Source organism: Methylotuvimicrobium sp., from assembly GCF_050611805.1.
Classification (GTDB): Bacteria; Pseudomonadota; Gammaproteobacteria; order Methylococcales; family Methylomonadaceae; genus Methylotuvimicrobium.
Window position 1 is genome coordinate 1 of record NZ_JBNGHF010000011.1, and the last position, 23,912, is coordinate 23,912.

At 49.5% G+C, this 23,912-nt stretch carries 20 protein-coding genes; 7 read left to right on the top strand and 13 right to left on the bottom strand.

Annotated features, from left to right (window positions below; translation table 11 throughout):
• Positions 1-284 precede the first annotated feature (284 nt).
• The 6 genes from ACRJJO_RS07290 to ACRJJO_RS07315 all read left to right on the top strand — a co-directional run bounded on the left by ACRJJO_RS07290 (position 285) and on the right by ACRJJO_RS07315 (position 5,181).
• A complete protein-coding gene (locus ACRJJO_RS07290; protein WP_431065204.1) occupies positions 285-1,214 on the top strand; it encodes a hypothetical protein in 930 nt (309 codons plus the stop codon).
• A gap of 220 nt (positions 1,215-1,434) precedes the next feature.
• Positions 1,435-2,130 carry an HAD family hydrolase gene (locus tag ACRJJO_RS07295; RefSeq protein ID WP_431065205.1) on the top strand — a complete coding sequence of 232 codons (696 nt, stop codon included), beginning with the start codon at positions 1,435-1,437 and terminating at the stop codon, positions 2,128-2,130.
• 92 nt (positions 2,131-2,222) lie between these two features.
• Positions 2,223-2,375: a hypothetical protein gene (locus tag ACRJJO_RS07300; protein WP_404356314.1), complete on the top strand. Its 153-nt coding sequence runs from the start codon at positions 2,223-2,225 to the stop codon at positions 2,373-2,375.
• Between the two features lie 10 nt (positions 2,376-2,385).
• The gene (locus tag ACRJJO_RS07305) at positions 2,386-2,919 is read left to right on the top strand and encodes a cytochrome C oxidase subunit II (RefSeq protein WP_431065206.1); all 534 of its coding nucleotides are present in this window, start codon (positions 2,386-2,388) and stop codon (positions 2,917-2,919) included.
• Complete coding sequence (locus ACRJJO_RS07310) at positions 2,912-4,531, top strand: b(o/a)3-type cytochrome-c oxidase subunit 1 (protein WP_404356310.1); 1,620 nt, start codon at positions 2,912-2,914, stop codon at positions 4,529-4,531. Before ACRJJO_RS07305 ends, ACRJJO_RS07310 begins: the two co-directional genes overlap by 8 nt.
• Positions 4,532-4,533: 2 nt before the next feature.
• Positions 4,534-5,181, top strand: coding sequence for a c-type cytochrome (locus ACRJJO_RS07315; protein ID WP_431065207.1), 648 nt, complete (start codon positions 4,534-4,536; stop codon positions 5,179-5,181).
• Positions 5,182-5,355: 174 nt separating this feature from the next.
• Here ACRJJO_RS07315 and ACRJJO_RS07320 read toward each other — a convergent pair whose 3' ends face one another.
• Together ACRJJO_RS07320 and ACRJJO_RS07325 are read right to left on the bottom strand one after the other, a co-directional pair.
• Entirely contained in the window at positions 5,356-6,405 is a 1,050-nt protein-coding gene (locus tag ACRJJO_RS07320) for a hydantoinase/oxoprolinase family protein (protein ID WP_431065208.1), read from the bottom strand.
• Positions 6,395-7,405, bottom strand: coding sequence for an ATP-grasp domain-containing protein (locus ACRJJO_RS07325; RefSeq protein ID WP_431065209.1), 1,011 nt, complete (start codon positions 7,403-7,405; stop codon positions 6,395-6,397). The genes ACRJJO_RS07320 and ACRJJO_RS07325 overlap by 11 nt, the downstream gene beginning before the upstream one ends.
• A 56-nt stretch (positions 7,406-7,461) precedes the next feature.
• On the opposite strand from ACRJJO_RS07325, the gene ACRJJO_RS07330 reads away from it, so the two are divergent.
• Positions 7,462-8,160 carry a HisA/HisF-related TIM barrel protein gene (locus tag ACRJJO_RS07330; RefSeq protein ID WP_431065210.1) on the top strand — a complete coding sequence of 233 codons (699 nt, stop codon included), beginning with the start codon at positions 7,462-7,464 and terminating at the stop codon, positions 8,158-8,160.
• Between the two features lie 81 nt (positions 8,161-8,241).
• On the opposite strand, the gene ACRJJO_RS07335 is transcribed toward ACRJJO_RS07330, so the two are convergent.
• The 11 genes from ACRJJO_RS07335 to ACRJJO_RS07385 all read right to left on the bottom strand — a co-directional run bounded on the left by ACRJJO_RS07335 (position 8,242) and on the right by ACRJJO_RS07385 (position 23,620).
• Positions 8,242-10,641: a penicillin acylase family protein gene (locus ACRJJO_RS07335; protein ID WP_431065211.1), complete on the bottom strand. Its 2,400-nt coding sequence runs from the start codon at positions 10,639-10,641 to the stop codon at positions 8,242-8,244.
• Between the two features lie 449 nt (positions 10,642-11,090).
• Complete coding sequence (gene fae, locus ACRJJO_RS07340) at positions 11,091-11,600, bottom strand: formaldehyde-activating enzyme (protein WP_431065212.1); 510 nt, start codon at positions 11,598-11,600, stop codon at positions 11,091-11,093.
• A gap of 80 nt (positions 11,601-11,680) precedes the next feature.
• Positions 11,681-12,541, bottom strand: coding sequence for a triphosphoribosyl-dephospho-CoA synthase (locus tag ACRJJO_RS07345; RefSeq protein WP_431065213.1), 861 nt, complete (start codon positions 12,539-12,541; stop codon positions 11,681-11,683).
• Positions 12,538-13,458, bottom strand: a complete 921-nt coding sequence (locus ACRJJO_RS07350) for an ATP-grasp domain-containing protein (RefSeq protein WP_431065214.1) — start codon at positions 13,456-13,458, stop codon at positions 12,538-12,540. Before ACRJJO_RS07350 ends, ACRJJO_RS07345 begins: the two co-directional genes overlap by 4 nt.
• Before the next feature lie 12 nt (positions 13,459-13,470).
• Entirely contained in the window at positions 13,471-14,454 is a 984-nt protein-coding gene (gene mch / locus ACRJJO_RS07355) for a methenyltetrahydromethanopterin cyclohydrolase (protein WP_431065215.1), read from the bottom strand.
• Between the two features lie 14 nt (positions 14,455-14,468).
• Positions 14,469-15,536 (bottom strand): ATP-grasp domain-containing protein, encoded by a 1,068-nt coding sequence (locus ACRJJO_RS07360; RefSeq protein WP_431065216.1) that lies wholly within the window; start codon positions 15,534-15,536, stop codon positions 14,469-14,471.
• A gap of 100 nt (positions 15,537-15,636) precedes the next feature.
• Positions 15,637-16,593, bottom strand: a complete 957-nt coding sequence (locus tag ACRJJO_RS07365; protein WP_431065217.1) for a beta-ribofuranosylaminobenzene 5'-phosphate synthase family protein — start codon at positions 16,591-16,593, stop codon at positions 15,637-15,639.
• 299 nt (positions 16,594-16,892) lie between these two features.
• Positions 16,893-19,616 (bottom strand): cation-transporting P-type ATPase, encoded by a 2,724-nt coding sequence (locus ACRJJO_RS07370; protein ID WP_431065218.1) that lies wholly within the window; start codon positions 19,614-19,616, stop codon positions 16,893-16,895.
• A gap of 583 nt (positions 19,617-20,199) precedes the next feature.
• The gene (locus ACRJJO_RS07375; RefSeq protein WP_431065219.1) at positions 20,200-21,780 is read right to left on the bottom strand and encodes a SulP family inorganic anion transporter; all 1,581 of its coding nucleotides are present in this window, start codon (positions 21,778-21,780) and stop codon (positions 20,200-20,202) included.
• 71 nt (positions 21,781-21,851) lie between these two features.
• The gene (locus ACRJJO_RS07380; RefSeq protein WP_431065220.1) at positions 21,852-22,745 is read right to left on the bottom strand and encodes a universal stress protein; all 894 of its coding nucleotides are present in this window, start codon (positions 22,743-22,745) and stop codon (positions 21,852-21,854) included.
• A gap of 224 nt (positions 22,746-22,969) precedes the next feature.
• The gene (locus ACRJJO_RS07385) at positions 22,970-23,620 is read right to left on the bottom strand and encodes a carbonic anhydrase (protein WP_431065221.1); all 651 of its coding nucleotides are present in this window, start codon (positions 23,618-23,620) and stop codon (positions 22,970-22,972) included.
• Between the last annotated feature and the right edge of the window lie 292 nt (positions 23,621-23,912).

Sequence of the window (23,912 nt, forward strand, 5' to 3'; positions counted from 1 at the left end):
GTACAGCTTAAAGTATTTCCTGGCTAAAATTCATTTAAATTAATCATACAAGGCTTGACGGCGGAATCTGATTGCCATGGATGGCATGAATGCAGATTTTGCAGGAGCAAAAATCTGCCCTGCCGCCGACACCTGTCAATCGAGCCATCGAACCCCCTCCCAGAAGTTGTCGAAGTTATTTCATGCTCGTTCCTTAGCCATTTTTTGAGTATAAAGGGAGTAGACCTGGATGTGTCGAATAAAACGATTTAAACGGATGTTTTTATCGGAATTTAGTAATTATTATGTATTTAGCGAAAGATTTCATTGAGACTGCTGAAGGGCTGGTTTTTGCCGTAGTGGAACACGGCATCGAGCGGGGCAGGGTGTTATGTTTTTTACGTTATCGGCGAACCGCAGACGGCTGGCAAAAGCAATCCACCCGGCAAGCGGACAACTTATTGAGTCGAGATCATCCTGAATATCTGTATTATTGCCCGATGCGGGATGTTCGTGTTCATGCCGTTCCTGAAGAGCGAGTGATTAAGCATTATCAGCCACGACAACGCTTGAGCGAGCTATTATCGGCGACATGGCTCGACCCGGTCGAACAAGATTTGCTTCGATTATCGAATCTGTATCAGAGTCGGGGTGTGGATGTTAAACAAATAGGCGTGACCGGTTCTTTGTTGATTGGCGCTCAAGGTAAGTTATCCGATATCGATTTGGTTTTTTATGACCGGAATCAGTTTCATCAAGCCAGATCGATTAACCGCGAGTTGATTCAAGCCGGCTTTCTGCATGAGCTCGACCTGAGGCATTGGCAAGAGAGTTTTCGTCGCCGGGATTGTCATATCGATTTCGACGATTATGTTTGGCATGAACAGCGCAAATTCAATAAGGCTTTGGTCAATGACCGTAAATTCGATTTGAATTTCATCGATCCGGAGTCGGTCGCTACTGAAACTTACCGTAAATGCGGCGAAATCTTATTGCGTTGCGTCGTGATAGACGATAGCCGAGCTTTCGATTATCCGGCGCTGTTTAAATGCAATGATCCTAATATCGATGAGATTGCTGTTTTTACCGCGACTTATACCGGTCAAGCGCAAAATGGAGAAGAAATCGAGGTTTGCGGTTTGTTGGAAGAGTCACAGGGCGGTTTGAAGCGTATTATCGTCGGTTCGAGCCGCGAGGCGGAAGGGGAGTATATAAAGGTTTTAGGGGAAAGGTGAATGGTGAAAGGCGAAAGGGGGTGAATGGAGGCCTTTGTGGGAGCGATCCCCATATCGTCCATCACCTAACGCTAGGTGAGGGAGAGTCGGTAAGCTAGAGTAACAATAAACGGTATCGAAGTCGCATTGGCCAAGATTCCTCGTTCCCACCGCTCCAGTGTGGGAATGCATACTTAAGCGGAAAGATGAAAGATGAAAGATGAAAGATGAAAGGTGAAAAGTGAATGGTAGGGACGGATTTTTTGCTGGAGGCGTTGACGGCTGTCTAGGGGTTGTATTCGATCTGGATGGCTTGGTGTTGGATACCGAAACCACCTATTTCATGGCGTGGCGTCAGGCTGCCGCGCTCATGGGGTATCAGTTGCCGAGTGCCTTCTGCCTATCTTTATCGGGACTTCATTATCGCGATGTCGAGATACGCTTGCTTGAGTTTTGCGGAAACGCTTTCAATCTTCAGGAATTTAATCGTCTGGGCGGTGTGTGTTGGTATCGCATCGTCGAAAAGCAAGGCATCGACATAAAAAAGGGTTTTTGGACATTTCTTAAATTATTGCAGGAATCCGACATACCCTATGGTCTTGCCACCAACAGTCGTTTGAATAATGCACTCGAGTGTCTCGATTTTGCCGGCCTCGGCAATGTTTTCGAGACGATTGTCGCTCGCGATCATGTCGAGCGAGGCAAGCCGGCGCCCGATATTTTCTTGAATGCGGCCGAACGTTTGTCGATTCCTATTTCTCGTTGTTTAGCATTGGAAGATTCCACCGCCGGTGTGATGGCGGCGTCCGCGTCCGGTGCTTTTACCGTCTATGTTCCGTCGGTATTGCCGGCCGATCCTTATGCCGGCGAGTTATGTCATCTGCAATGCCGCGATTTGGACCAGGTCGCGGCTTTATGGGCGGCGCGGGACTTGTAAAACTGCTTGACGCTAACGTTTCCTTCGCGTTTACTTGCCGCTAATATCCGTACGATTCATACCAAATTAATAAAAATAAATAAGAGGAAGCCATGAAACCATTAAGTGAAGAAGAACGTGAAAAAATCCTGAACAGCCCGCCTGTTGGCACTTGGGCTTTGATGATTACCGTTGGCGTGGGCATGGTTGTCGCATGGCTGTTCCTGTACTACGGGGTATTCTTGCCGCGCGGCGCGATCAATTAGTGGTGATTTTATGCATATAGATCCTCTTGAAAAAAAATGGGCCTATGCGGCAGTCGGCATCGCCGGTCTTTTTGTCGGTATTATCTTGATCGATGCATTATTTCACGGCATTAATGCCCCGAGCAATGTCGAGACTATCGATTCAGCCAGTCTACATTTGAGCGAGGAATTCGACGAAGATAATTTGGGTGTGCAAGTCGACGAAAGCGGCACTATAACCATTCGAATGGTTGCCGGGCGTTACGGTTTTTATCCGAAACACATTACCGTGCCGGCAGATACTTCTTTGACATTTCGTTGGGTCAGCATGGACGTTCTCCATGGCGTGCATATGCCGATGACGAATATGAGTACGATGATCGTACCGGGGTATGTCGCGCAAGTAACGACAACCTTGCCGAAACCCGGCGAATATCCGCTGCTATGTAATGAATATTGCGGCATAGGGCACGACCATATGTGGAGCAATGTTTCGGTCGTCGCTAAAGAACATTGGACCGCGCCGGGAAAAGCCCCTTCAAAAGGAGGACAAGACAATGATTGATGTGGTCACCAAAAAACTGGCGTTCTGCCATCTGTGGGTCGCCTTCGGCGCGTTTCTTTTGGCCTGTTTCATGGGCGAGTATCAAGTCTTGGAAAGGAGCGGTTTCATTCCGGCAATCGAATCGCCTTCGGTGTATTTTGCATCGGTCAGTACGCACGGCGTATTAATGGCTTTTGTATTGACGACGTTTTTCATCATGGGCTTCGGCTATGTCGTTGCGACGACTAGTCTGAAGCAGCCGATTTGGAATCCTCAATGGGCCTGGGCCGGATTCGGAATATCGTCGTTCGGCACTGTGCTGGCGGCAATACCTCTATTGACCGGTAAAGCCTCGGTTTTGTACACGTTTTATCCGCCGATTATCGGGCATTGGATGTTCTATGTCGGCGCGACATTGTTGATTGTCGGTTCCTGGCTGTGGTGCGTCATCATGATCATGATGATGCGCGAATGGAAGCAAGCTAATCCCGGCGCGCCGGTGCCGCTCGCGATGTTTGCAACCGCCGGCAATGCGCTTTTGTGGCTTTGGACTAGTGCCGGTGTGGCGCTGGAAGTGCTCTTTCAATTGATTCCGATGGCACTCGGCTGGATGGATACGCTCGATCCGGGCCTGGCGCGCACTTTGTTTGCATGGACCTTGCATCCGATCGTCTATTTCTGGTTGATCCCCGCTTATACGGCATTTTATGTCTTGGTTCCGAAGCAGGCGGGCGGTTATTTGTTCAGCGATGAAATTGCCCGCGCCGCCTTCGTGGTCTTGATAGTCTTTGCGTTGCCGATCGGTTTTCATCATTTATATATGGATCCCGAGCAAGCTAAAGGATGGAAATTGCTGCATGGCGTCGGGACTTTCGTTGTTTCGCTTCCGACCTTCATTACCGGTTTTAGCGTGATTGCATCGCTCGAAATCGCCGGCAGGTTGCGCGGCGGCAAGGGATTGTTCGGTTGGATCGGTTCGCTGCCCTGGCGTAATCCGATGGTGCTGTCGGTTATTCTGGCTTTGTTAATGCTGATTCTCGGCGGCTTCGGCGGCCTAGTCAACGCCAGTTATGCGATGAATGCAATGATCCATAACACGGCTTGGGTGCCGGGGCATTTTCATTTGATCTTCGCCGGTACCACCGTGATCATGTATTTTGCGATCGCTTATTATCTTTGGCCGATCATGGCCGGTAAGCCGCTTTTTTCCAAAGATATGGCGCTGGTGCAATTGTGGACTTGGTTTATCGGCATGACGATTCTAACCACGCCTTGGCATGTGCTGGGTTTATTGGGGCAGCCTCGGCGAATTTCCGGTGTCGAATATAACTCGCTGTTGACGCTGGCCTGGGATCCTTATGAGCTGGCGATGATCTTCGGCGGTTTGGTGATGCTCGGTTCCGCGTGTTTGTTTGTTTACAATTTAGCGATGACGCATCGTTCGCAAGAAGTATTCGAAGGCGAAATCGAATACGCCGAGCCGATTCATCCGGTTACCGATCTGCCTGAATACCTGAACGATTTTACGCTATGGAATAAAGTCATCGCCGGTTTGATGGCGCTGAGTTTCGGCGTACCGATTCTACAATTCTTTTTTATGAAAACATTCGGCTCAAGCGCATGGGGATTTTGAACATGAATAAAATGGTTGTCGCGGCCCTTTCGGGTCTTCTTGTTTCGACTGCCGCCCAGGCCGAGCCGGCGTCAAAAGTCGCCTGGACGGCCGAGCAGTTGAACTTCGTCAAAAAAGGCAACGCCGCCAAAGGCAAGGAATTATCCGCGACCTGTACGGGTTGTCATGGAGAGCAAGGCGTGAGTCAGGTGCCGAATTATCCGTCATTAGCGGGACAGTTGGCGACGTATACTTATAAACAGTTACAGGATTATAAAACCGGCCATCGAAAGCATGAGCTGATGGGGTCGATGGTGACCGGGTTGAGCAATCAGGATATGGCCGATCTTGCCGTCTGGTTTAGTACGTTACCTACCCCTAAACCTCAGGGGGGGCGCCAATCGTTGGCTAAAGCCGAGGTTTTAGTCAAGAAAGGCGACGGCAAACGGACTCTGCCCCCTTGTGCGGTGTGTCATGGGGCCGAAGGTAAGGGAGAAAAAATGGATATTCCGGCGTTAGCCGGTCAACAAGCCGACTATTTCGTGCAGACCCTTGAAGCCTACCAAAAAGACGAGCGGCGTAACGATATTTTCGGTCGTATGAGAATTCTCAGTAAGCAATTGACTGCCGAGGAAATCAAGGAACTAGCTCAATATTACCAGGCAAAATAAATACCGGGCGCTTCTTCGGCGCCCAAAATTCAATATTCTCTAAGAGTATTACGGAGGATACAGACATATTCGGCAAGGATGCCGGTAGCAGGAAACTGTGGGTATCCACTTCAAGCGCGCCACCACATCGCTTTTTGATCCCTAAGTTGGGGGAATTTTATCCTCTTGTTTCCCTTATTTGAATTGCGCCAACGCTAAATAGGCTACCGCGATGGCCGGTGCGCAATCGGCGGCGGACATTGGCGAGGAAACTAAGGACTGTTCGAATAAATCGTTGAAATCCAGATAGGGGTGCCCTAAGTTGGCGGCTAGTTGTTTGACCAAAAAGCGGCCGACGCCGGCGCCGACAAACGGTTTATCTGAAGGTAAACGAATTCTGGATATTTGCCTTTCGCAGCTCATTTGTATTTTGTGCAATTGTTGGTTGCGGAGATAAAGCGCGAAATGGCGCCAGCATTCCGGCAACTCGTGTTCGACTTCATGCCCGATCATGCGCGACAAACGCCTGGCGCTGGCCGTAACGGTTTTTTCGCCGCCATCGGCGGTATCGTTTTGATCATGGGCTTCGTCCAGTTCGCCGGTTATACGGTAAACATCGGCCATCGTCGCGAAATACTCGGCCATTAATCCGATTTTGACGCCTTTGAATAAGGCTGTTTGTGCGATAGCCATTACCGGCGTGCGCACGACGCCGGTATAAATTAATTCTTCGGAAATTAGTCGCTTATAATCGGTAAAACCTTTGGCATTAATTTTTCCGTTTGCCATCGCAATGACATCGGTTGTGGTGCTGCCGATATCGATAAATAACCCGCTGTCGATGTTGCGTGCGGCAAACGATGCGCTAGCCAACCAGTTCGCCGACGCGATGCTTTCGCTATGCTCGGGCAGTACCGAACCAGCTCGAATGAATCCGGACAAACCGGAATAAATCCACAGCGAATCGCCCGGAAAGTAAACCGACATGGCTTCGACGATGCGTTGCACGCCTTGTTCTCGACTCTCGAAATGATCGACTAATTCCCCCGTCATCGTAATCGCATGCCGGTATCGGCCTTCCGGCAGTTCGGCGGTAACGGCTTGTACGGCTTGTTGCAATTGCTCGATGCCTTGCCATAACGCGCAGGGGCGTTGAACGATTGCCAGTGCTTCGCCCAATTCGTTGATCAGCGCCGCTTTTAAATGGGCGCCGCCGATATCCCATCCGATAATGTTAGTTTGCATAGGTTTCGTCTCCGTCGATGAGTAGATTAATGCTTCGATTGATGATGGGGGGAACGTTTGGTTGGTTTTGCGGCATTCGCAAAACCTCTGCCGCGACATTGACTCCCAAGGCCTCTCGTATCCCCGCGTAAGACGTCGTCAAACGCGGATTGATTTCCAATACCGCAATGTATTTAGGTGTTTCGATGATATCGATTCCGGCATAACCGGATAAGCCCGGCAAAGCATGTGCGACACGGTCGACCAGGGCTTGATAGTTTTCATTGACGCCGGGTTCGTTGACTCGGCAAGCGTTCAACTTAAATCGGCAGTCCTTGATTTCAATTCGTTGGATATTATGGCACAAGAGCCATCCCTTGCCATGGTTGAATAAACAACTCAAGCTAGCCGGCGTTCCGTCGATGTAAGGCTGGACAATGTAGGGTGTTTCACCGAGTTGAGACTTCACGAGCGCCCAATCCTCGGCGTCATCGACTCGGAATGTTCGTTCGCAGCCCATGCCGTCGATCGGTTTGATGACGTGTCGTCCGATCGGTTGGAATTCGTGCGCAATGAAAGGTTCCGATGGTACGGTTTCGATTTGTTCTTGTATCAGATGACGAAATGTTTCGAGCTTATTCGAAGTGATGGCGACGGCTTCGGACGAAGAGGACAGTAGTCTTTTTCCAAGTTGTTCGATCATGCGGGTCAAATCGAACAGAATATTGTTCATTTCGGGAGCTACCGGCCAAACCGCATCACAACGCTCGACTTGTTTTTGAAATATTTCGAGTACCGATTGATGCTCATCAATCGTCACAATTTCGATTGCTCCGGCATATTCCGAAATTGCGTCGGCAAACCGGATATCGAGCATTACACTCAACTTGATATCGGCTATTTCCGATAAATCCTGCAATAAAGCCTTCAGCATCAACAAGCCTTCCGCGGCGAGCGTATCGGGAATGCATTCACGGCTAAAGCCGCCGCCGGTAACATATTCAAAAACGAGTATTTTCATTGCACACAGTATAATACATACTATTTCTTAAAAATGCAGAGGGTTGTTTTCGTAACATGCAAATCATTCCGGTCCTTGATCTCAAAGACCATTATGTCGTTCATGCCGTCAAAGGTAATCGGGTCGAATATGTGCCGGTTCGTTCCTCATTATGCAAAGAGCCGGATATCGATCGCGTCATTGATGCCTTTTTGTCGCTATACGATTTTAAGATGTTTTATATCGCCGATCTGAATGCTATTACCGCTTGCGAATCGGTTCATCAAAGCCTTTTACTCGATGTATTCAGCCGCTATCCGGATAGGCAGTTTTGGGTCGACTCGGGAAGTCATTCGGTCCAGCGCTATTACCAAGGGTTTACGAATTATTTACCGGTTATCGGCTCCGAATCGTTGAACGATGACGATGTCGAGCATATCGAGCGATTGCCGGAAGACTTTGTGCTTTCGCTCGATTATTCGGCAAACGGCCGGCTCGGCTCGTCGTTGATTTTTGACAATCCTAATTTATGGCCGAACGCTATTATTATCATGACGTTAGCGCAAGTTGGTAGTGAGCTCGGCCCGGATTTCGCGAAGCTGAGCTATTATTGCCGAGAGTTTCCTGAGAAACGGATTATCGCCGCAGGCGGTATCCGGCATAAACAAGATCTATTCGAACTGCAAAAGATCGGCGTGAACGATGTCTTGATAGCCAGCGCTTTACATTCCGGCGCTTTGTCGGAGAGCGACATTAAACAGATCTTCGAAAATTAATTGAAATAAGTTGTTTCAGACGTATCAAGCGGATATCACGCCATTCACTATTATCTATTCACCATTTACTGCTAACCGACACTATTCACTCTTCCTTTCCGGCTGCAAAATTAATCGATGCTCGGTTTTTCCTGCCTGAAGCGGTATCGGTAAACCTTCGACCCAATAGGCTTGTTGATCGCGATAGTGGGGCGATAAAGGATGGCTCGATTGCCCGCCCGGCATGTGCAGTATTCCTTCATCGACATGACGCGGAGAAACCACAAGCCTTTCGCTGGCGCCGAAATCGGGGCCGGCCACTCGAACGCAATAAGGGCAACCCGATAACGGGTCCGTCGGCATATCAAGGAAACGTCCGACCCATGGCAATACCCTTGAGAATGGATGACGATATTGCGCTCGGTTGATTTTCCCCCAAGTTAGTTCCGGAAAGCTCGCTTCGGGGTACAGGTTTTTGAGTCGACCGAGGCTTTTTTTTAATTGGTTTAGAATGAACTTATCCCAGTCCTGAAAACGCGCCGGGTCAGGTAACAGTTCGACCGGCTTTTCAGTCAAAATCCGTTGTAATGGTGTGTCGATGTAGGTCCAGGAATAGTTGAAATTCCTATCCGATTTGCGACATGCCGATAAAAAAGGCTCGAATACTGAATGTGCCAATTGCTTGCGAAATTCCACCAATAACCCAAACCCCAAGCTGTCTCGATCCGCATTTCCGTCCCAGGCCTGAAGGTAGCCTCGCAATTCGGCTAATTCCGGTTCTTGCTCGAAATTTTTTGGTGTCAGAACCGATAACGCCAATTGCTGGTAAAACTGATAAAACTCGCTCTTACTATCGAGTTGCAATGCGAACATCGTTTGTTCGTTCAGTATTTCGATTTGTCCGAGCCGCTCAGTAATCCGATAAGCTCGGTAGCCGTTGGCAAACTGCCGTCCGATGAGATGAGGATAGTCTTTGCCGAATCGACGATCGTTGGCCGAGACTAAAATACCTTCCGGCGGATCGATTGTGCGGGGCAATGACTCCGGATTCAAATAACCGTTCCAGCCCGCGGAACCGTCCGCCCAAGAGCGGCTTACCGAGCCGTCGTTGCCGTACCGCTTAGGTATGCGTCCCATCAGCGTCCAAGCGATTCGGCCTGTCTTATCGGCCAGTAAAAAATTCAATTGCGGTCCGCCGCTTTGGTTGATCGTCGGAATGGCTTGTTCCAGTGTTCGATTTTGTTCCAAGTCGATCAATTCGATGTTAATAGCTTTGGGGTCCAATGCGGTCCAGCGGACAGCTACTAAGTTATCCATCAGAGGTTCGGAGGCAACCGGGCCCCACTCCGATTGTTTGACTGTTATTTCTCGAGAATCTCCTCCTTTTACGGCGATGATTTCATGCCGTTGCTCGAACCGTTGCCAGCCTCCGTCAACACGATATTCATTCGAATTTTCAGGATTGATTTCAAGGCTGACTAAATCGAGAAAATCACCGGAAAGATTGGTTGCTCCCCAAGCTAAATGTTTGTTGCTGCCGGCAATTATTATCGGTACGCCGGGTAACATCACGCCGCTTGCATGAGTTTCGGTATAATGGACTTCGATTCGATACCATAAGTTGGGTACGGTAATGCCTAAGTGCATATCGTTGGCAAGTATCGCGCGTCCGTCCTGAGTTTTCTTGCCGCTGACGGCCCATGCATTAGATCCCGGCAGGGTGTCGTGTAATTGCACGGCGCCGGCTACTTTCAAGGCGTCGGATGAATATTGATCAAGGGCCGCCTTCATCGAGGCTAAAGGAATGGGGCGAGCCGGTCGCGACGATTCGCGATAGTCTTGTAATTGCTCGGTAAACCGGTCGGTATCCGGCGTCAAAAAGGCAAGTAGATCGGGAGGCAGCGTTTTTTCCATCACGGTCAACATGCGTTCCTCCCTTTCGGCCCAACCCGTGAGCGTATCGAACATGCCGAGCATGACCAGAATGCTGTCTTCGGCTTGCCAAGGGGAGGGGCGATAATTCAATACGCTAAACTCAAAGGTTAAGGCATTAGTTTGCTCGATATAGCTGTTGACGCCTTCGGCATAAGCATCGAGGAAGCGCTTATGGCGTCGCGGCAGTTGTGTTGCCGTTTTTTCGGAAACTTGATTGAAACCGAGCGTTCGGGCTCTGGTATCGCTGTCGACGGCTATCTCGCCGAATATTTCAGCTAGGCGCCCTGCAGTTTTTCGTCTCATCAAGTCCATCTGAAATAGACGGTCGCGCGCACTTAGATAGCCGAGTGCCCGAATCGCGTCGAGACGATTTTCGGCATGTACGGCTGGAATTCCGAATTCATCGGAGTCGACTGTAACGGGTTCGGCAAGGCCGGCTAATTCGACTTCGCCGTTTAGTTTGGGCATCGATTCTTGCAGTAACCAATAGGTGCCGCCCAGTCCAATCAGAATCGTCAGCGATGCGAATGCCGTCAAATAAAGCACGATGCTTCTTATCTTTTTCATGTCCTATTAGTTCTTTTTTGTTGGGCATATGTTCCATTGAGAACAAGCCAACTAAAACACGGCTTCATTCTTTATAACTTATTTAATAGTTAAGCTTCATGAAGGTTTGGGGTGTGTTTGGCGAGGATTTCGGCAGTGCCGGAGGAGGCCTCGGGGTGCTCGGTCGATTTTTGCTCCTGCAAAATCGACATTCACGCCATCCATGGCGCTTGCAAAGGCTTTGCCAGCATGGAGCTGGCATAGAGCCTACATGGACGTATTCACGGCGTCCTTTGACGGGCGCCCCGAGGCCGAATTTTCATCTACGATGAGTATATATCTGCCAAGTCTAGGATAAAAGCCCTGATTCTGCCGCTTACTACTCACTGTTAACCGCTATCCAATTTCTTTTAGGCAAAAAAAACCCCGGGCTAGCCGGGGTTTTTAATCATTCTAGGCCGAACTAAATCTTAGTTAGCAGCGAATGGGTGTGTTGCAGTGGCTTTAGCAGCAACAACTTCTTGAGCTGTTGGAGAGCCGGCAACAGCGCGTTCGATAGCTTCTTTAGTCGCTTCGTAGTTGTATTGTTGGATTTTTGCGTCGTCTTCAGCCATCCAGTGAATGAAAACACCAACAGAAATAAACAGGTTGTCAGCTTCATCGGCAGGAATGGTGCCGTTTTCAACTGAATCCGCAACAGCCATGGCTACGCCGCGTTGCGCAGGGCCGAACATTTGAACGGCTTGTTTCGAACCTTTGATGGTTACTTTGTTGAACATAACAGTTGCAGGTTTAACCATCAGGTTAGGTGCAACAACAGCCAACAAGCTGGAGAAACCGTCTTTGTTGTTGGTCAAGCAGTTAGCGAAAGCGGTTTCGGCAGCCGAACCGCGTGGGCCGATGATCAAGTCGATGTGCGCAACTTCGTTGCCGTCACCTATCAATGATTCGCCTACGCGCAGGTTGTTGATTTTAGCCATGCTAGTTGTCTCCTTTGAAGAATAATATGAACAGTGAGAATTAATTTATTTACTAAATGTAAATCCGTTTTGAAGACCCATTAGCAACTCGAATTGCTAATTTGATCCTCCAGAAATACCGTTAAAATCGTCGCTACCGTTAAATCGGCCGTCGTACCCGGATTGATGCCTTCGGATTTAAATTCGGCGTCAATCCTACGCAGTAAAGGTTCGATTTGATCCGGATTATCGGAATCTTGCAGCGCTTGGTTAACCAGGGCCATTTTGGAGGCCACCGAAAGCGTAAAGCGATCGCCGTATTTCCGCTCGATATGACTATCGGGATAAAGGCTCAGCAACCCGACATAGACTGCTACAGCCGCCCAATTAGCATCAGCCCATCGAGTTAGCCGAGAATTATACCTTAAAACTCCGAAATCAAAAATATCTTTATAATCCGAGCAGTACTGTAACGCGATGCGATCCTTATCGGCCGCGATTCGCATCGCTTCGGTCAAATTGACAGCCGGCCGCTCTGAAACGTCTTGTTCGGATGATTGTCCTAAACCGCCCGGGGATGCTAAAACGATCGCTTTGAAGACCCAATCGGCATCGTCGACTGATGTATTGTTTAATACCTCGTGTAAAGCTTGTCTTAGCGTCGAATTCGGTTTTCGTAAAAATGCGGCTTGAAGCAGAGGAGCGCATAATAAAACAATGCCAAGGTTGGTATTACAGCCGACCTTATCGCGCGTGGCCTTGATCGCATAATAAATTTTTTCGCCAAGCGAGTAATTTGGATTTGAGATATGCGGCGCGCTGACCTTTGCGCTGACTCTAAAATCATCGACGGTCATGTCATGCCCGTCGGCATGAACACTGACGTTGCCTGGCTTAAAAGCCTGTAATTCGATCTCGCAGGCTTGCCGATACAAGTCTTCAAGCGTTTCGATAGTCATCATGAAGCAACCGTTTGCAATTCGGGGCGATGATCGCCGACTTGCCTGTCCAGTAAATCCTCGACGAGTAATTCGGCGATATTGATATTACAAACGCTTTGCAGGCCCTTCCATGCGGGAATACTGTTGACCTCGATAACGGTGTAATCGCCGTTTTTTTCGCGAATAATATCGACGCCGGCATAGTCCATTTTGACGACTTCCGCTGTCTTGATGGCTAATTCCGATAATTCGGAGTCCAACTGGACTCGTTCGCAACTGGCGCCTTTGGCAACATTATTCAACCAAAATGTTCCTTTCCTACGCATCGCGGCGACCGCGCGCCCGTTGATAACGAATACTCGCGTATCGGAATAACTTTCGCCGTAACATTCGACAAAGCGTTGCAAATAATAGATGCCGCGGCTGCCGGTCAACCAAAATAAATCCAGCATTTTTTCGATGCGCCGGACGCCTTCGCCTTGCGAGCCGAACAAAGGCTTGCTGATGATCATATTGCCTTGCGCCAATTCGTGTTCGGCGATTGCCAGTGCCTCTTTTCTGTCGCGCAAGACCCAGGTCGGTGGCGTCGGCAAACCGTTTTGTCGAAGCAGGAAACTGGTCATAGCTTTGTCGACACTGCGTTCGATTGCCCCGGCGTCGTTGTACACCGGAACGCCGATGATCTTTAACGCATGTAGGATGTCGAGATAAAATACAACTTCCTCGAGGGAGCCGCCCGGTACACCGCGTACAAACACGGCGTCGGGCAGGGCATGCTCGAAACCCGGAATCGAAACAGGAAGTCCTTCCGAAACCAGATTCAAGCGGCACTCGGTCAACGATACATAGTCTGCCGAGTAGCCGCGCGCGGCGAATGCAAGGCGCAATGCCTTGCCGTGCCAACCCGGATCGTCTGTGAAAACGGCAATTCTACCCACGCGTCGAAATCCTTAGGCGCCGAACGATTGATCGAGCAACGCATTGTCAAGTTTGCCGGCGCGGAAACTCTTGCCGGATTCGACTGCGGTCACAATTACACTTGCTGGGCTGAATAGCATTGCATCGACTTTGAAAAAGTCGTAATCGTATTCTTTGAAGACTTGCGCGAACGGTTTGCCGTAATCCTTCGAAGTTGAACTCGGCAGCTCTTTTGCGAGCTTCTCGGCCGCTTCGTCGCTGCCTTTGACGAAAATATGAACTTGCCCCGCAAACAATATTGCATCGTTGGTCCGTCCCATCGCCTTGATGAAATCCGGATGCGGCGGGCAGATCGGCGCGCTGCCGCTACCATCGACGATATTTTTCAGCGGAAAATGCAAGGCATGCGCCTTGTGCATCGCAACTTCCAAAACCCGTGCGACGACTTGAACACCGCCGGCGAGGCTGCTGGTGGGCGTCACGATGATTGTCAAATTGCTAGGGTCTACTTGACAAGCGTTTGCTACTTTTTCGACGATTTCAAGCGGCGGTATCGCATCGTTTTCGATCACCAAAACGGTGTTTTCTGCGTTGTCGCGATAAGCCAATTCTTTATACAATTCTTCGACGGGCTCTTGTTGACCATCCTTGATCTTAACCGCCATCGCCCGAGCGGGACCGGAACCGAGCGCGTAATATTTTTCATGCGACAAACTCCAACCGGCGTATTGGCTGCCAAGGCAGGCCAAGACCGGATTGCCGGTATGCACATTGACCGTCAACGGCCAATTCGAGGTATAACAACTGTGTGAGATAGAGACCGAGCCCATGCCACCCAAACAAATTTCGGCGATGATTCGGCCCGCTTCCAAACCGCCAGGCATGTCGATGCCGGCGTCGATGATGGTACAACCGTTCGCCAATTTTTCTACGCCGACTCGTAATTTAGCCGCATTTTCGATGAGTTCTCTAACCAGAGGCTGCGCCAGTTTATTAACGCTCGCTTTTGATTCCATGATCTAAAACACCTTTAATTGAATGATTGAATAATGATTTGCCGGATTTTGTTCAATTGTCGATGAACGCTCCGAACGTTTATATCGCGGGCAATGATACTGCATATAGGCTGTCCTTTGCGAATTATCGAGCCGGCAATCGGTAAATCCCGACAGGCTTTCGGCCAACTAAAGTCATCGGGAATAGTGATGTTTCGGTCGGCGTAAACGATGCGATAAGCGCAAACCTGATGACGCGTAAAGTTCGTATTGTCTAAGATGCCTCGACAGGCATTGAGATGCGCCCCGAATAAATCGGCATCATATAATTGCATGCTGGCCGATGGGCGGGGATTGACCTCCAATACATAAATTCGCTCACCTTGGATAATGAAATCGAGGGTGTTGAGACCTTTAAGCGGGATTGCCCTCACAATGGCGGCGATCCACGAATGAATGATATCGGCTTGCTCGGCGGACAGGGGGCAGCGATTGATCACGCCGGCAAATAAGAAGGGTTGGTCGGCGTTTTGGTTTTCGCACCATTGCGTATGGAAACCGATAATTCGAATATTTTTTCCGTCTGCAAGAAATAAAGCGGAGCCGGCCGTCCCTTCGATATATTTTTGCCAGTACATATTTCCTTGGGTCGGCATGCCGTTTCGAAACAGGCGAATACCGAGACCGCCTTCACCGGTTTGGGGTTTGATCAACCATTGTTCTGCCTTCATAGGTTTGGTGAAGGCGACGCGCGGATAGTCTATCTCCAAATGATCGAGCAACTCGAAAAAGCGTTTTTTTTGCTGAAGCTGTCGAGCGGATTTTATATCGTTGCCGACTAATTCGCATTCACGAGTAATGAGCTCGAGCGCCTTGGGATAATGCTCGAGGCCGCTTCCATAGACTACTGGAGAGCATGGGTGGCGAGATTTGAAATCGGCAATGATTTTTCTTAGAAATGGCGCGTCCAATGTGTCGACGCGAAAGACCCGTTCGGACAATCTCAGGGTATCTTGGTCGGCAAACAAATCGATTACCCAAGGTATGAATCCCGACCGGCTGGCGGCCTCGGCCAGCATGCGGCCGGAGTTCGCAATAATCAAAATAGGTTTGTTAATGCTGGGGTTCAAAAATGGCAGTTTATGATGTTAAAAGTCTATCGCTTAAGCGAGTATGTGCCGGCTTCAGGCATCAATAAACGAATTAGACGGCTGATACTTGGCCGCCGCCGTTGCTGACGCTGACTGTGATAAAACTCAAATGCGGGTGATGAGAAAATTGCCGGCGCGTCTGTTCGGTCAGTGTTTCGGCTTGTTCGGCTCCCTGCAAAGCGCAAAAGCCGGTCGGTCCCCATGAGGTCTGGCCGATCGCGACGCAACCTTGCGCTTCCAGCCATGCCATGGCTTCGGCGACCTCCGAACTGGTGAAAATACCGCCCTGTGCTGGCGCGAAATGTTCGCCGACCGAGCGCTGCAATTGTGTAACGACTTCGCCGAATCTGACAATATCGTGTTCGGCAACGGCGGGTAATCCTTGCATCATCAATAAATAACAAAGCCGGGCCGCTTCTTGTTGCGGAAATGGGGGCAGCGCTTCGAAAGCCTGAACTTCTTGTTTACCATGCAAGCCTTGTCCGCGCTTGTCGAACGCTAAAATAAAGCGCCAATCGTCGGGAATTTGCATGTTTGCTAATACCGGGGGGGTCACTGTGCGCTCGCCCCGTCCTCCATCGACAACCAGCCCGCCACGTTCAAAAACACCGATGCCGATTCCCGAACGCATGCCTCTATCGGTTAATCGTGCGATATCGCGCACCGTCAGATTTAATCCGAAATAATGGTTCAAGCCCATGCCGACCGCCAGCGACATTTGTGTACCGGAGCCTAATCCGACATGTTCCGGGATCGACGCTTCGACCTCGATGCTGAATGAATCGGGAAGATTGAGTGCCATACAGAGTTTGCGCGCGCATTTTTCGGCTCGAGAAGCCGACTTACCGGTTACGGTCAAATGATTGGCCGGTCTGATGGTCAAGCGAGTGTTGATTTCATTCAGCGCGACGCCGATGCTGCCGAAGTGACGTCCCAGTGCGCCGCTTAAATCGATAAAGCCCATATGCAGACGGGCAGGGGCTATCACGCTAACTTTAGAGTATTGCACTTTCAATGATCTGATTTAATGGCAAACAAAAGGGCATTATACCCAAACGCAGCAGAGAATGAGGGTTGAAACTGATATCTTAGTAATTCCCCGTTTGAATATATTCATCAAGTTTACTGTGAAAGTACGATGCCGGCTCCGAAGAGGGTGCGGTTGCTCGACCGCCAGGGTAGGTTTTGCAAGAGCAAAAATCCGTTACCCTGCCGGCACCCTCGACAAACACTCTCCCTCCACACCTTCGGATTATTAGATGCTCTTTCGATCAGCTAGACTGATGGAGTTTAGCGCTTAGATTTCGGTTAGGCTTTGTCTTTATTTCGAGAAGCTGAAAACAAGCGTCTTATCATTTTTTCCAATTCTAGGATCATAAATAAGGCCAGACCGATTCCGAAGATTTCCATGCCATGGATGAAGTCGACCGGACGCGTGTCGAAAAAGACTTCCATGAACGGCGCGTATGTAAATATGGCTTGTAATGAAATGACGACTGTAATCGCGATCAGAATAGCCTTGGAACCAAATAATTGTTTGAGGGATAGCGAAGAGCCGCTTAAGTAACGTACATTCAATAAATAAAAGACTTCCAGCATAACCAGTGTATTAACCGCATAAGTTCGGGCTTCTTCGAGCGTCGAGCCATGTAGTTGGCTCCAAAGAAAAATGCCGTAGATGCCGGAAAAAAACAGCAGCGAAACGAAGGTGATGCGCCACAATAAAAAGCCGGACAACATCGCTTCATTTTTAGGTCTCGGCGGGCGTTGCATGACGCTAGGCTCGGAAGGTTCGAATGCCAGCGCCATTGCCAAGGCGACCGAGCTGACCATGTTGACCCAAAGGATTTGCAGCGGTGTAATCGGCAAAGTCAGGCCGGTCAATACCGCGGCGATGATGCTCATCGATTCGCCGCCGTTAACCGGTAGTAAAAAGATAATGGACTTTTTTAAATTATCGTAAACGGTTCTGCCTTCGCGGACTGCGCGTGCGATCGATGCAAAATTGTCGTCCGCCAGCACCATTTCCGAAGCTTCCTTGGCGGCTTCGGTTCCGGTCCGGCCCATTGCGATACCGACATCGGCTCGTTTTAAGGCGGGCGCGTCGTTTACCCCGTCTCCGGTCATGGCAATAACATTGCCGCCGGCCTGCATTGCGGTAACCAGGCGCAATTTGTGTTCCGGCGAAGTTCGGGCGAAGATGTCGACGCGTGCGGCGACTTCGATCAATTCATCGTCGTCGATCGAAGACAGGTCTTGGCCGGTCATGACTTCATCGTGATTTTCAAGATGTAATTGTGCGGCAATCGCGCGGGCAGTCGCGGCGTGATCGCCAGTGATCATTTTCACGCGGATACCGGCCGCGCGGCATTCCTTGACGGCTTGTATCGCTTCCTCGCGTGGCGGGTCGATTAGTCCGATAAGTCCCAATAGTATCAAACCGTCATCCAGGTCCGAAAAATTAAGCTCGGTTTTACCTTCTTCGACCGGTTTATACGCGATGGCTAAAACGCGTTGTCCGAGTGAGGCGACTTCATCGATCCAGCCGCTCCAATATGCAGGATTGATTGCTGCATCGCCGTCCTTTTGTCTTTGTAAGGTGCATAGCTCGATCAAGCGTTCCGGCGCGCCTTTGACGATAATATACTGATGATTTTCGTGGTCATGGTTCAAGGTGGCCATGAAACGGTGTTGGGCATCGAATGGAATTACATCGCTCCGTGCATTATTGCGGTGTAGGTCGGCGGGGTCGAAACCGCCTTTCAACGCAACGGTTAATAAGGCGCCTTCCATCGGGTTGCCGTCGACAATCCATTGATCGTCTTTTTGGCGCAATGACGAATCGTTACATAAAGCGCCGTATTTAACGATTTGCTGCAAAATAGGGCGCTTGTCGATAGCGACATGTTCGCCGCCCGAGAAAAAGTCGCCGGAAGGCTCATAGCCGACCCCGCTGATTTCATAGAGTTTGGAAGATGTCACGATCGATTTAACGGTCATTTCATTACGCGTCAGCGTGCCGGTTTTGTCCGAACAGATGATCGATACGGCGCCGAGCGTTTCGACTGCCGGCAGTCGGCGGATAATGGCATTGCGGGAGGCCATGCGCTGGACGCCGATGGCCAATGTTACCGTTAGGATCGCCGGTAAACCCTCAGGAATGGCCGCTACCGCGAGGCCGACCACGGTCATGAACATTTCCGAGGGATCGATTCCCTGGACATAAAAACCGAAAGCAAAGACGCTTGCGGCAATAAGGATGATCGCCAGGGTCAGCCAGCGGGAAAAAATCGCGATTTGTTTAAGCAGCGGAGTCGTCAACTCCTCGATACTAGAAATCATGCCGCTGATGCGGCCGATTTCGGTATCGGCGCCGGTCGCTACGACGATGGCTTTGCCGTGTCCTGCCGCAACCATGGTTCCCGAATAAGCCATTGAAAAACGGTCTCCCAAATCGGCATTTGCTTCAACCGCTTGGGTCGTCTTTTCGACCGCGACCGATTCGCCGGTGAGTATCGCTTCTTGAATTTGGAGGCCTTTCGCCGAAAGCAAGCGCAGGTCGGCGGGAACTTTGTCGCCCGGTTCGATAATCACGATATCGCCGGGAACCAATTCTTCGGCCGGAATCCCAATTCGATTGCCGTCGCGCAATGCCGTCGCGCGCGGCGCTAACATATGCCGAATGGCTTCGAGCGATTTTTCGGCCTTGCCTTCTTGCACGAAGCCGATAATCGAATTAACCAATACGACGGCGATTATCACATAAGTGTCGATCCAATGATCCAGTAGCGCCGTGACGACTGCGGCACCGATCAAGACATAGATTAATAAGTTGTGAAATTGGGAAAAAAAGCGCAGTAGCGGGCCGCGGGTTTTGGGCGGAGGTAAACGATTTGCGCCATATTCCTCGATACGCTTTTGTGCCTGCCGGCTGGATAAACCGTTCCCGTCAGTTTTCAATTTTTCGAAAATCTGATCGGCGAGCAGGGCATGCCAGTGCACTCGTTTTCTCGGTTCGGTTATTTTGCGCATATATTTTCCTAAGTAATTGAAATATAAAATAACTAAAGTTATATTGCCAGCTTAATCTAATGACAATAGCAAAGGAAACTTACTCCTAACTGACAAAAAGAAGTTGCACTATGTTTTGACTTTGCCTTTCCGCTCAAATTGATAACACGCAATCTTTGGCGCTTGCAGATTTTTGTTATTCGGCAACTGCTGAGTCGCAAGGATATTACGAATGCAGAAAAATGCAGGGGCATTTGTCTACATTCATTATACGCATCGTAGATCAAAATTCGGCACCGGTTTATCTGTGCGTCCTCTAGTCCTGAAAAGAGCAGTTGGCATTTGTTGTAGACCGTTCGTGCTGAGCCAAGTCGATGCATGAACGGTAGTTTGAGGCTCTCAACTGCTCTTTTTAGGCTAATTAGGTACGCTACGTCGGTTGATCTGCGAAGAGTATATTGAGTATTTCTGGGTGCGAGAAGTGAGTTTTTTCGGGGAACAATTAGCGAGTCCGTAAACAGGGACGGTGCGGGTATCGAGATTGTCGGCTAGGTAGGAATGCGAAAGAGAAGCACCTCGAAGAGGTGCTTCTCGACGGCTAGGATTATGTCGCTGCCCCCCTAGAGTCGGGTAAAGTTTTGATTTTTTCTTTGCCTTCGAGATCGATCGTTTCGACAATGATATTGTTGTCTTGGGCGCTCAACATGAAGTCGTGAATCGTTTCCAAAATATCGTAATCGATAAATTGGGCTTTAGAGCCATCGATCACGATAGTGCAATTTTCTTCGATTTGATTGAAAAATTTTCTGAGCAAGGCGCGGTTCAAAAAACTCACATCCTTGTTCATCGTCAAGACAAAGCGGTCTTCGGATCGAGTCATCGAAATCGAGGCATGATAGTTCGCACGTATTACATAGTACAAGCCCATGACGATGCCGATCATGATGCCTTTCAACAGATCGGTCAATAAAATCGCAACGATCGTGATCACGAACGGTATCAATTGATTCCAGCCTTTGTGGAAAAACTCGATGAACAGCTTCGGTTTCGCGAGTTTATAGCCGGTCTGCAACAATATCGCGGCCAGGCATGATAGCGGAATGTCGTTCAAAAAGTTGGCGAAGAACATTACGCTGACCAGCAATGCCAAACCATGCACGAACGCGGACACTTTTGTTTGGCCGCCGGCGTTGATGTTCGCCGCGCTGCGTACGATGACCGCGGTGATCGGAATGCCGCCGATCAAGCCGCTCAGCATGTTGCCGACCCCTTGCGCTTTTAATTCGCGGTTGGTCGGTGCCACGCGTTTGTACGGGTCCATCTTGTCGGATGCCTCGAGGCTCAACAGCGTTTCCAAACTGGCGATGACGGCCAGTGTGAAGGCGATTGTATAAATTTGTGGATTGGCTAGAAAACTGAAATCGGGAAAGCTGAACAATTGCAAAAAGTCCTTTGGATTTTCCGTGACCGGCAGCGAAACCAAATGTTTGCTGCCGATAGCCCATTCCGGCGCCACACGTATAGCGACCGCGTTATAAGCGACACCCCAAATAACGGCCAACAAGGCGCCCGGAATCAACCTCAGGAAGGCGATACGTTTGATGAAATTGCTTTCCCAAAGGACTAATAACAACAACGCGACGACACTGACGATGGTTGCGCCCGGCGAAATCGAACTCACCGATTCGGCCAGTTGTTCGACTGTCGATAACGCGGTCTCCTGCATATAGCTTTCATCGCCTTCGAAGCTGGCATCGTAGCCGATGGCATGAGGAATCTGTTTCATAATCAGAATCAAACCGATCGCCGCAAGCATGCCTTTGATCACTGATGACGGAAAATAGGCGCCGATAACGCCGGCTTTCAAGAATCCCAAAATCAATTGAATGACGCCGGCTAGTACGACTGCGGTCAAAAAACCTGAAAAACTCCCGAGAGATTCGATGGCGTTGAAGACGATCACCGTCAGGCCGGCGGCGGGCCCGGACACGGCGAGCTGAGAGCCGCTTAGCCAGGCTACCACCAAACCGCCGACCATGCCGGCGATCAGGCCGGAAAACAACGGCGCGCCGGAAGCCAGTGCGACTCCTAAACAGAGCGGCAAGGCCACTAAAAAAACGACGATTCCGGACGGAATGTCATGATGTAAATGCTTGATGTAATAATCGATATGTTTATGAATCATATTGGCTGGATTCCTTAAGTCGGGTTGCTGAGTCGCTATGACAAATGTCCATAATGGTTGATCGCGTCCGGTCAAGCTTGGGTATCGGGCTTAACCGCCATGATGGTGGTTTTTACCGCTCTGACTAGTGTCGCAGTCGTGCTGCCCATGCCTAACAGGTGACTTAGGCCAGTCTTTCCCACTGTCGCCATGATTAGTAAGTCATAATGTTGCTTAGCAAGATGCTTGCGAATTGCATGATGAGCCGAGTCGGAGCCGTGCATGGCGATACAGTTTACTTGTTCGCCAATTGCCGGCATGTACCGTTCGACGGCATCTTGTAATTTCTCCAGACATTCGGAGCGGATGTTTTCGATTTGCTCTGCATCGAGATGTTCGTTCACTATCGAGTGAAACAAATGCACTTCGGCTCCGGTAGCGAGTGCGACTTCCTGAGCATAAGGCAGAGCGGCGTACGAGCTTTGAGAAAAGTCCGTGGTGACTAGGATTTTTTGAATCGGACATAAGTCTGCGTCGTCCTCGACGATAATCACCGGGCGATGAGTCAAGCGCAATACTTTTTCGGCGACCGATCCTAAAAGAAGGCGAGAGAATCCTTTTCTACCATGACTGCTCATGACCACTAGGTCGAAGTGGCCCGATGTCTTGACGATGGCGTCAGGGGCATCATTATCCTCTTCGACGAGGCAATCCGCCAAATAAGCTTGGTCGACGCTGTCCCCGGTAAAGTCTGTCAGTGCGGCTTTCAATGCCTTTTTGATGGTTAATGGCTCGCCATGCAGGCTCATCTCTCCATTCAAATAATGAAAACCATCCAGATCCGAATACAAATCGTAAGCATGGAAAGGTGAAATTTTGCCGTCGAACAGCCGTGCGATTTCTTGTGCGACCGGAAATGCTCTCCGGCAATAGTCTGAGAAATCGACGGGGACGATAATGTTGCATTGGTTTAATCTATTGTTCATGAAATTCTCGCTTTTGCATAATTCGGGTGGTTGGCTGATCTGAAACGAGGAGAAGCTCAAAATTGGTTTCTCCTCGTTTTTGTACCGGTAAAATATCGGCAATCGCTGTCCGCTTTCCGAACATCTCGACCGGATTGTCGGGCCTGAAGCTTAGGCCGAGCCGCTAGATATGTTACGTTTGCCGGCGGCATCAAACCGGTTGTAGGTAGCCAAGCCTTCCCGATTTAAGCCACCGCTTCAGTATAATCATATTTGAATATCGGTTCGATTTCATGTCCGGGCTCCATAGAAATTAATGTTTTCAACAAGCCGTCGGAAAGACCGTAGACCCAGCCATGGATAATAGGGCGGCTCTCTTCATGCCAGGCTTGTTGAATGATGGAGGTGTAAGCCAGTGTTTTAACCTGTTCGATAACATTTAATTCAACCAATCGATCGATACGTTCCTGTTCGGTTGCTAGCGCATTGACCTCTTTTTGATGGAGTCGGTAAACATTTTTGATATGCATTAACCATTTATTAGTCAATACCAAATCGGTGCTTTGATTATTGAGAGCCGCTTTCACGCCTCCGCAGTTGTAATGACCGCAAACGATAATGTGCTTGACTTTCAGCACGGCTACCGCATATTGCAAGACGCTTAAGCAGTTGAAGTCTGTTGCCACCATTTGATTGGCAATGTTGCGATGAATGAACATTTCGCCGGGCTCGGCATTCACAATGAGTTCCGCCGGAACACGGCTATCCGAGCAGCCGATCCAAAGGAATTCGGGTTTTTGCTCCTTTGCAAGATGTTTAAAAAAATTGGGATCTATCTTTTGCTTGTCAGAGGCCCATTTTTTGTTTTCCATTAACAGCTTTTCGAATGATTTCATAGTTTCCGCCTTGCTGTATGCAATTGACTATAGTTAAAGATTGTAACGCTTCGAGCTGTTTAATCCTGATACTATAACTTATTGATTTATCGGCTTTACAATGACAAGACAGAATATACTTATCTTCTCTTTACTGCTTTTCGTCTCGTTTTGTTCGAAGCTAAGAGCAGAGAGTCCACGCTCTTAGAGATTCCAAGGCTAGGGGCGCCGGCAATGCTGTTGACTTAAGAAAAATAAAGACATAATGCTTTGTTTTTATTATAATAAGCACATGAAATCACTACAGAGAGAC

Bases quoted from the DNA above. Each gene is read 5' to 3' on its own strand.
- ACRJJO_RS07290 (WP_431065204.1), top strand. From the start codon at position 285: ATGTATTTAGCGAAAGATTTCATTGAGACTGCTGAAGGGCTGGTTTTT.
- ACRJJO_RS07300 (WP_404356314.1), top strand. From the start codon at position 2,223: ATGAAACCATTAAGTGAAGAAGAACGTGAAAAAATCCTGAACAGCCCG.
- ACRJJO_RS07305 (WP_431065206.1), top strand. From the start codon at position 2,386: ATGCATATAGATCCTCTTGAAAAAAAATGGGCCTATGCGGCAGTCGGC.
- ACRJJO_RS07310 (WP_404356310.1), top strand. From the start codon at position 2,912: ATGATTGATGTGGTCACCAAAAAACTGGCGTTCTGCCATCTGTGGGTC.
- ACRJJO_RS07315 (WP_431065207.1), top strand. From the start codon at position 4,534: ATGAATAAAATGGTTGTCGCGGCCCTTTCGGGTCTTCTTGTTTCGACT.
- ACRJJO_RS07320 (WP_431065208.1), bottom strand. From the start codon at position 6,405: ATGCAAACTAACATTATCGGATGGGATATCGGCGGCGCCCATTTAAAA.
- ACRJJO_RS07325 (WP_431065209.1), bottom strand. From the start codon at position 7,405: ATGAAAATACTCGTTTTTGAATATGTTACCGGCGGCGGCTTTAGCCGT.
- ACRJJO_RS07330 (WP_431065210.1), top strand. From the start codon at position 7,462: ATGCAAATCATTCCGGTCCTTGATCTCAAAGACCATTATGTCGTTCAT.
- ACRJJO_RS07335 (WP_431065211.1), bottom strand. From the start codon at position 10,641: ATGAAAAAGATAAGAAGCATCGTGCTTTATTTGACGGCATTCGCATCG.
- fae (WP_431065212.1), bottom strand. From the start codon at position 11,600: ATGGCTAAAATCAACAACCTGCGCGTAGGCGAATCATTGATAGGTGAC.
- ACRJJO_RS07345 (WP_431065213.1), bottom strand. From the start codon at position 12,541: ATGATGACTATCGAAACGCTTGAAGACTTGTATCGGCAAGCCTGCGAG.
- mch (WP_431065215.1), bottom strand. From the start codon at position 14,454: ATGGAATCAAAAGCGAGCGTTAATAAACTGGCGCAGCCTCTGGTTAGA.
- ACRJJO_RS07370 (WP_431065218.1), bottom strand. From the start codon at position 19,616: ATGCGCAAAATAACCGAACCGAGAAAACGAGTGCACTGGCATGCCCTG.
- ACRJJO_RS07375 (WP_431065219.1), bottom strand. From the start codon at position 21,780: ATGATTCATAAACATATCGATTATTACATCAAGCATTTACATCATGAC.
- ACRJJO_RS07380 (WP_431065220.1), bottom strand. From the start codon at position 22,745: ATGAACAATAGATTAAACCAATGCAACATTATCGTCCCCGTCGATTTC.
- ACRJJO_RS07385 (WP_431065221.1), bottom strand. From the start codon at position 23,620: ATGAAATCATTCGAAAAGCTGTTAATGGAAAACAAAAAATGGGCCTCT.